The 8144-nt window shown below is 67.5% G+C and carries 7 protein-coding genes and 2 pseudogenes; 3 read left to right on the plus strand and 6 right to left on the minus strand.

Features of this window, described 5'->3' with window-relative positions:
• Positions 1-365: 365 nt before the first annotated feature.
• The 5 genes and pseudogenes from J7E89_RS42225 to J7E89_RS39970 all read right to left on the minus strand — a co-directional run bounded on the left by J7E89_RS42225 (position 366) and on the right by J7E89_RS39970 (position 2905).
• Positions 366-551: a group II intron maturase-specific domain-containing protein gene (locus tag J7E89_RS42225; RefSeq protein WP_214981392.1), complete on the minus strand. Its 186-nt coding sequence runs from the start codon at positions 549-551 to the stop codon at positions 366-368.
• Positions 552-864: 313 nt separating this feature from the next.
• Positions 865-1149 carry a hypothetical protein gene (locus J7E89_RS39955; protein ID WP_214981394.1) on the minus strand — a complete coding sequence of 95 codons (285 nt, stop codon included), beginning with the start codon at positions 1147-1149 and terminating at the stop codon, positions 865-867.
• Positions 1040-2124, minus strand: a pseudogene (locus J7E89_RS42600) (IS701 family transposase). The gene J7E89_RS39955 and the pseudogene J7E89_RS42600 overlap by 110 nt, the downstream one beginning before the upstream one ends.
• Before the next feature lie 29 nt (positions 2125-2153).
• On the minus strand, positions 2154-2468 hold the full coding sequence (locus J7E89_RS39965; RefSeq protein WP_214981398.1) for a transposase: 315 nt from the start codon (positions 2466-2468) through the stop codon (positions 2154-2156).
• An 8-nt stretch (positions 2469-2476) separates the two neighbouring features.
• Positions 2477-2905, minus strand: coding sequence for a transposase family protein (locus J7E89_RS39970; RefSeq protein ID WP_214981400.1), 429 nt, complete (start codon positions 2903-2905; stop codon positions 2477-2479).
• A gap of 635 nt (positions 2906-3540) precedes the next feature.
• On the opposite strand from J7E89_RS39970, the gene J7E89_RS39975 reads away from it, so the two are divergent.
• From J7E89_RS39975 to J7E89_RS39985, 3 genes and pseudogenes are all read left to right on the plus strand, one after another.
• The gene (locus J7E89_RS39975) at positions 3541-4494 is read left to right on the plus strand and encodes a LuxR family transcriptional regulator (protein ID WP_251061743.1); all 954 of its coding nucleotides are present in this window, start codon (positions 3541-3543) and stop codon (positions 4492-4494) included.
• Positions 4495-4658: 164 nt separating this feature from the next.
• Positions 4659-6671, plus strand: a complete 2013-nt coding sequence (locus J7E89_RS39980; protein ID WP_214981410.1) for a PKD domain-containing protein — start codon at positions 4659-4661, stop codon at positions 6669-6671.
• Positions 6672-7194: 523 nt separating this feature from the next.
• Positions 7195-7467: pseudogene (locus tag J7E89_RS39985) on the plus strand (oxidoreductase); the annotation flags it as partial.
• Between the two features lie 368 nt (positions 7468-7835).
• Here the strand turns inward: J7E89_RS39985 and J7E89_RS39990 are convergent.
• Positions 7836-8144 (minus strand): transposase (locus tag J7E89_RS39990; protein WP_214981412.1); only part of this gene is annotated, 309 nt, incomplete at its 5' end.

Genomic DNA, 8144 nt, shown 5'->3' on the forward strand with positions numbered 1-8144 from the left:
ACGACTTTGAAATCTCCCTGCCATGGCCTCCCAACCCGGGCTACTAAGACCCTGTCAGGAGTTTCCCACTCGTCACAAAGAAGACGACGGATGAGTACGCACCGCGAACCAGCCCACATCCATCGGGTTAGAGCTGGCGGATAATCAAGAGGCGTAACAACACCGGTTCCTCGCGTATACCTTCCCGTCTCGCTCACCGCGCCCGGACCATCCGATAGTGCTGATCCGACGCGACTTTGTCGAGGCTGCTCCCGCCCTCCCCGGCGACCCCCGGATCAGGCTTCCTCCAGCTTCAATCCGCCGCTACGACGGCGAATAGATGGGTCATTTCACCCCCTCCGGAAATAGCAGCGCCTCGCGGCGCACTAGTAGTTGATCCAGCCCCTCACTACGGGGTTGATCTCCTTCGCGAGCTCGAAGATGGTCGATCCACTGCGCTGGTGCAGCCGCCAGGAGCGGATCTGCGCCCTGATGCGCTTGGCCGCTTCGTCGCTGATGGCCGGGTTGAAGCCGCCGAAGTGTTCTCCGCGCTTCGTCCTGACCTTCCGCACCCGAAACCCGTACCCCGGAAGGTGAAGGAGGTGTGTTCGTACGATCCACGCCTCTTGTCGTCCTGGTACTACAGCCGGAGATCTTGAGGGTCGGTGATCGGCGGGACCGGCTTGTGGTGGGCCCAGGGCTGGAGTCGGGGTGGGAGGGGGTCTCCGCGGCGGCGGTAGTGGCTGACCGTTGCGCGGGTCTGGTGCAGGCGGCGCCAGACTTCGCAGGTGAGGACGGTCTGGGCGGTGTGGCGGGGGTTGAGGTGGACCGCGGCCAGGCAGTGGCGGATGGTGTGGACGGAGGGCCGCAGCAGCGGCCCCGGGATCAGCCGGTGGCCTCGCTTTCCGCGGTGAACTGGGCTTTTCCCGCATCGTCCGGGGCAGGCTCGTCCCGTTTGGCGGGGTCGGGGACGGCGGCGCGTTGCACAGCGAGGAAGGCGGTGGCCAGCATGCAGGCGGTGATGTGCCGGTGCCAGGGCGTCCATTTGCGGACCTGGTAGTCATCGAGGCCGACCAGCTGCTTGTTGATCTCGTTGTCCTCTTCGATCTTCCAGCGGCCGCCGGCCCGCGTGATGATCTCGGTGAGCGAGGTGCCCAGGAGTGCGTGCACCAGGGAAGTAAGCGATCTCGCGGTGGAGTTCGCCGTCCTTGCCGCGCCGGTTGGGGTGCAGCGAACGGCGCAGCACCAGCCAGTGCTCGTGGCCCGCGGCTGGCGGCTCGTCGGGCAGAGTCACGGTGAAGGCGGTCCAGTCGTAGCTGCGGGTGCCCTTCGCGCCGTCGCCGCACGAGCGGCGCTCCCACGCATCGCGGCTGATGGCGTAGTGCAGCAGGTCGTCGGCGCGCTTGATGGCCGGCTGCCCCGGCTTGCCGGGCGGCCCGTCGATCGGCAGATCGACCGGGACGCCGAAGATGTAGGGCACGGCGGCCTCGTGGCACCAGCGTCGCAGCTTCGGGTCACGGCCGTAGCCGGCGTCGGCCAGCACCCAGGCGAACGGGACGCCGGCGTCCCGGGCCTCGGTGAGCATGGCAATGGCCAGCTCGGGCTTGGTGGCGAAGTCGACCTGTTCGGGTATCCCGGCCTGACGGCACCGCGGCCGGTCGGCCGTCCACTCCTCGGGCAGTAAAGCCGACGGTCGATGAACGCGTGCTGCCCGCTCTCGGCGGCGTAGCTGAGCATCACCATGGTCTGGCAGTTGCGGACATCGCCGGTCAGCCCGCAGTGCTGGTAAGCCACCCCGACCGACTTCGTCCCCTTCTTCTGCGCCTGCGTGTCGTCGATGACCAGCGACGCCTCCGGATCGCCCAGGTCATCGATGAGGTAGCCGCGGACCGCATCGCGCAGCCGGTCGGCGTCCCACACCGAGCCGTTCAGCAGCCACTGCATCCGATCCGCGCCGGCATGACCGGCCCGCTCGGACAGCGTCCAGCCGTTCTTCTTCGGCAGCTCGGCCAGCAGACCCTCGATGAACTGCGCGAACACCAACCGAGGCTCCGGCCGGTTGAACAAGTACCCCATCGAACCAGTCAACGCGGACAACTCGGCATCCCACTCGGCTATCTGCTCAGCCGTCACATCCAGCATCATGCCCGGTCAACGAGCCGACCCGGCCCCCGTCACAAGATCTCCGGCTGTAGTACAAGGCGCCTCATGGCGCACTGCCAGCGGTCGCTGACCTGCACCGCGTCCGGCAGGGCGTCGGTGACGGCCTGGGCGTAGGCGGCCGAGCCGTCCCGGCAGACGATCTCCACCCCGGGATGGGCGCACAGCCAGGCGGTCAGTGTCTGCGCGGTGCGGTCGGCCAGCACGTCGACGCGGGCGTGGGTGAGGACGTCGATCAAGATGGTGGCGTAGCGGTGGCCGCGCCGTAGCGCGAAGTCATCGACTCCCAGGACCCGCGGGACCGGGCACTGGGGCAGCGGCAACGCCATGAGCAGGCTTACTGTAACAGCGTGCTGCCGCTGACTGCCTGGTGCAGGTGCGGCAGCAGCCGGGCCGCCGCCCTGCCCGCGAGCTCCACCGCCACCGCGCCCAGCAGGCCCTGCAGGGCCGGGGTCCGCCTCTGGTAGCGAACCGTCAACCCCTCCACCTGCTCGGCAAACGTGGCCTTCGGGCAGTCCGGGTTCTCGCAGTACAGGCGCCGTACGGACAAGTCGATCACCATCGGGCGACTGCCGACGGCCTCGTCGGCGACGTGCCGCACGTACCGGCTGTGCACCCAGTCCGACGGACGGCCGCAACCAGGACAAGCGACCGAGACGTTCCGGGTCCGCGCCGAAATCCGGATCAACCCGGCCTCGGCCTGCACTTCCTCGACCTCCACTGCCCCCAACTGGGGCAGTAGGACCTCCAGCTCGACATCGCTCATCCCACCAGACTGCACCCGCACTGACGTACCGTCACGCGTACCGGCTGACCCGATCACCAGCTACGAAAATCTTGGAAGAGCCGCCTTCCTTGACAGTGGATGTGCTGTCGGCGCAGACTTCCGCTCGGTGCGGTAACAGCATGGGCGCCTCTTGTTAACGTCGGTGTGACGCATACCTGCGTCCCCTCCTCTCTGTTGAGTTGGGGGCGGGGGGTGCGGCCTTTGGGGGGAGCAGCCCCGGTTACTCAGGGCGGGGGTTGGCCTTTGCTGTTGCCTCGCCTGGACGGATCCCCTGGCGGTGGAGTCGGCGGCAGCCTCCTCTCCAGGACTCGCTGCCCTCGGGGGCTGAGTGACGTCTGCCCGCCCACCGCCATGGAGCTGAGCTTGCGCCGAGCGTCGTCATCGAGGCTCGGGGAGCGGATCCGAGGTAAGTGGAGTCGAGGGGCGCTCGTTCCGACGGGATGCTCGGACCGGCGCTGTCTTGCGCAGGTATCCCAGCGCCGTTCTGGAGGTTCGAGAAGGAAGGACTGCTCCTCTGTGTCCGCAGAACCCGTGTCGTTCAAGCCGAGGTTCCCTGGCGAACACGCTCTGCGCGTCGGGTGTGGCGGAGCGAGGCTGACCGGTCTGTGACGGGGATGCTGGAGCCGTTGGGTCTCGGCGGCGTGGAGAGCGTTGTCTATCTGCAGGTCATTTCCGGTCCCGGCAGGACCGTGGCGGAACTTGCGGCCGGTCTGGGCATGACGAATGGCCGGACACGTGGGCTGCTGGCCCGCCTGGTCGAGGCCGGGCTGATCACCCGGGTGACGGGCAGTCCGGTTCGATATCTGCCCGCGCCGCCAGACGTGGCGGTGGACGCGTTGGTCCGGCGCCGCCAGGAGGAGCTGGAGCAGGTGCGTGGCTACGCGCATGCCCTGGCCCGTCAGTTGCAGGAGGCGCCCCGCGGCCGAGTAGCGGACATGATCGAACTGGTCGAGGGGGAGCAGGCCGTGGTGGAGCACTCGGTGAGGCTCCAGATGGGGGCCCGCAAGGAAGTCCTGATCGTCGACTGCCCGCCCTACCTCTACAGTCCCTCTCCTGGGAATCCGCAGCAGGCGCAGTCAATGCGTCGGGGTGTGGAGTATCGGGCCATCTACCATGCTCCGATACTGGATCAACCGGGCCGGATGGACGATCTGTTGGCCAATACCGCAGCGGGTGAGGACGCCCGTGTGCTCCCTTCGGTCCGCATGAAGATGGTCATCGCTGACCGCCGGGAGGCACTGATCCCGGTGAGCTTCGAAGCCGTCGAGCTGCATAGTCTGGTCCTGGTCCACTCGTCGCCACTGCTGGCCGCGCTGGTGACGTCGTTCGAGCATCTGTGGGTGCAGGCCATCCCGCTGTCCGGCGGCCAGAACGACGGGGGGCCGGGCAAGGCCGACCGCGAGATGCTCGCCATGCTCGCCGCCGGCATGAAAGACCGCGCCATCGCGCGGGCGCTGGGCATCACCGAGCGCAGCGTCACTCGCCGGGTGGCTCATCTGCTGAACTCGCTCGGCGCGGAGACCCGGTTCCAGGCGGCGTTGCGGGCGGCCAAGCTCGGCTGGCTGTAGGCGGACGCCCACCTGTCTCCTTCCTGTTGCTTCCAGGACGGTGTCTGTTATCCGACGGACGTCTGCTCTCAGACGTGTCTGATGGCCTGTCTGGTCACGGACAGCACCCATAGAGTGCGCTTCGCCCCCAGCACCTCCACGCTATCGGGAAGGAGCGCAACGGCATGATGCGAAGAGTGCTCGCCTGCTGTGTCACCACGGCCGTGGCCTGCCTGTCCACCCTCATATGGGCCGGTCCGGCGCAGTCGCAGCCGCAGCCGTCACAGCGGTCGAACTACATCGTGACGTTCAAGAGTTCCGTCGGCGACCCGGCCGACGTCGCCGGCCAGCAGGCCCGCCAGAATGGCGGCGAGGTCAAATCCGTCTACCAGCACGCTCTGAAGGGTTACGCGGCCACCCTGCCCGCCTCAGCGGTCGCGCGCCTGCGGTCCGATCCGCGGGTCGCCTCGGTCGAGCCTGACCAGATCGTCAGCATCACCGCACAGACCGTGCCCACCGGAGTCCAGAGGATCTTCGCCGACGAGAATCCCGACCTCGACATCGACGGTGTGGACAATGTCCGTACCGACGCCGACATCGCCATCCTGGACACAGGCGTCGACCACGACCACCCTGACCTCAACGTGGTCGGCCGCACCAACTGCGCGTACGGATTCACCGGCTGCAACGACAACGACACCGAATCCGCCCTGGACGACAACCAAGGGCACGGCAGCCACGTAGCCGGCACCGCGGCAGCGATCGACAACGGCACCGGTGTCGTGGGTGTCGCACCAGGCGCCCGGCTCTGGTCGGTCAAGGTACTCAACGACTCGGGCAGCGGCCCCTTCAGCGACATCGCCGAAGGCCTCGACTGGGTGGCGGCACGCTCGGGCACCATCGAGGTCGTCAACATGAGCCTGGGCTGCGAGTGCTCCAGCGACGCCATCTCCACCGCCATCACCAACCTGGTGAACAAAGGCGTCGTCGTGGTGGTCGCCGCCGGCAACAGCGCCAAGAACGCCTCCACCTTCTTCCCCGCCAACCACCCCGACGTCATCACCGTATCGGCGCTGGCCGACTACAACGGAGCCCCCGGCGGCGGAGCCCCCTCGACCTGCCGCCCCGGAACCGACGACACCCTGGCCGACTTCTCCAACTTCGGCTCCACCGTGGAGCTCGCCGCACCCGGAGTGTGCATCTACTCGACATCCATCGACGGCGGCTACGCAACCCTGTCCGGCACATCCATGGCCAGCCCGCACGTGGCCGGCGCGGCCGCCTATTACGCCAGCCTGAACAACCCCGACAGCCGCGCGGACGTGCTGAAGATCCGTGACGATCTGATCGACGCCGGGAATCTGGACTGGACCGACACCTCCGGCGACGGCGTCAAGGAGCCGCTGCTGGACGTCGGCGCGCCCTCCGACCCCACCCTGCCCAGCGCCGCCTTCACCGCCAGCTGCGGTCCCACCACTTGCAGCTTCGACGCATCCGCCTCGACCGATGACGGCACGATCACCTCGTACGCGTGGAAGTTCGGCGACGGTGCCACCGGCACCGGCAAGACCGTCTCGCACACCTACACCCCGGACAAGGCCTACACCGTCACCCTGACCGTGACCGACAACACCGGCAAGACCGACGACTCCACCCAGGGCGTCGTCGTCGGCAACCCGCCGCCCGTCGCCTCCTTCACCAACAGCTGCAGCAGCCCGCGCGTCTGCTCCTTCGACGCCTCCGCCTCCAGCGACCCAGGCGGATCGATCAGCAGCTACGCATGGACGTTCGGTGACGGCACCACCGGCACCGGAAAGACCGTCTCGCACACCTACCCCGCTCCCGGCGGCGGTACCTACAGCGTGAAGCTGACCGTGACCGACAACCAGGGCAAGACCGCCACCACCAGCAAGACGGTCACCCCGCCGCCGAACCGGCTGCCGGTTCCCGTGATCACCGTGGGATCCTGCTCGGCGACGTCGCACTACTGCCTCATGAACGGGTACCAGACCAAGGACCCGGACGGTGGCCTCTGGTCGACGTTCACCTACGTGTGGGACTTCGGTGACGGCAAGACCGGCACAGGAGTCACTCAGGGTCACACGTTCCCCGCTGCCGGCACGTACACCGTCAAACTCACCGTCACCGACGACGAAGGCACGAGCGCCACCACCACCAAATCCGTCGCTGTCCCGTAGCACCCGGCTTGCTGACAGGGTGGCGGGGTTCATGTGCCCCGCCACCCGTACCGCCATATGGCACAGCACCCCCCGTCACTCTCCCGTTGGCCCACGGTGAGCCTGGGGCCGGGGTCTGACACGAAAATAGAGTTGCCCGTGCAGGCCAGCCTGCTGCGATCGGATCGAAGCGGACGGTCAAGCCGAGGCTGTTTGCTTCCTTGATCATTCGGCGTATGGCGCGTTCGGGATCGCGTTTGGCGAAGTAGTCGGCCCCGAGTTCCCGGTAGACGGTGTGGTCGTGCAGCACGTGCCAGATCGCGATGGCGAGCTTGTGCATGACGGCGACCATGGCCCTCCTGCCGCCTCTGCGCGCGGAGATGCGGCGGAAGAAGGGCCTTTCCGGATTAGGTAAGCCATCAGACCCAACTCGGCTTTCGCTGTTTTCGCGGGGTCGGTGTGATCATGCCGTGTGTTGGAGGCCTGCTTGGGCCCAGGCGTGGTGGACGGCCTGGATGCACGGTCATCCGACACGGACGTGCTGGTGGTCGGCGCTGGCCCTGCCGGGGTGGCGGCCGCGGTCATGGCGGCCAGCCTCAACCTGCGGACCATGGTGCTGGAGGCCGGCCCGGTGGGCGGCAAGCTACATCGAATCAGCGCCTTGGAAAACGTACCGGGCAACTGGTCGACCGGCCCTCAGCTGGCCGAGGCCCTGGCCGCGGACCTTGAGCGCCTGCAGAAGGCCGGCCGGTGCACTGTTTTGCAGGGCCGCGCGGCAAAGGCGACTGGACACGACGACCGGGCCGAACTCGCCCTCGTCCAGCCGGTGTGTGCGGCCGGAACGTGCTCCACCGACAGCGCGCGGTCGCCAACGGACAGGTGCGGCCGGTTGCGGGAGTCGGCCGCGGGGGCGGTCGGGTCGAGAGGGATGGCGTAGCTCATGCCGATGTCGTCGGTGTGCACGGCGATACCCCACTCGGCGAGCGCGGCGAGGAGCACGCCACCAGCGAACGGGCGGGGGGTGGTGAACCATTCGGCGACAGCTCGCGCGCACAGGGTCACGTCGTTGCCGGGCGTCTCCTGGTATTGGCGTTAACCTCGATGTTTCGTGAACGGGTCGTCGGTTTCTCCGGCGGCCCGTTTCGGGTGTGTCAACTTAACGGCTGATCCTGGTTGTTGGTGTTGTCAGTGGTCGGTGGGGGTGAGGCGGCCGTCGAAGGCGATCTGGAAGGCGTTCAGCGGGGCCTTCCAGCGCATGGTCCACTTCTTGCGGCCCTTGCCGGTCGGGTCCAGCGACATGAGGGCCATGTAGACACACTTCATCGCGGCGACCTCGTTGGGGAAGTGTCCGCGTGCACGGACAGCCTTGCGTATCCGCGCGTTCACGGACTCGATCGCGTTCGTGCTGCAGATGACCTTGCGGATCTCGACGTCGAAGGACAGGAAGGGAACGAACTCCGCCCAGGCGTCTGACCAGAGGACACAGCACAGTGC

This window comes from Streptomyces sp. ISL-100 (assembly GCF_018614615.1).
GTDB lineage: Bacteria > Actinomycetota > Actinomycetes > Streptomycetales > Streptomycetaceae > Streptomyces.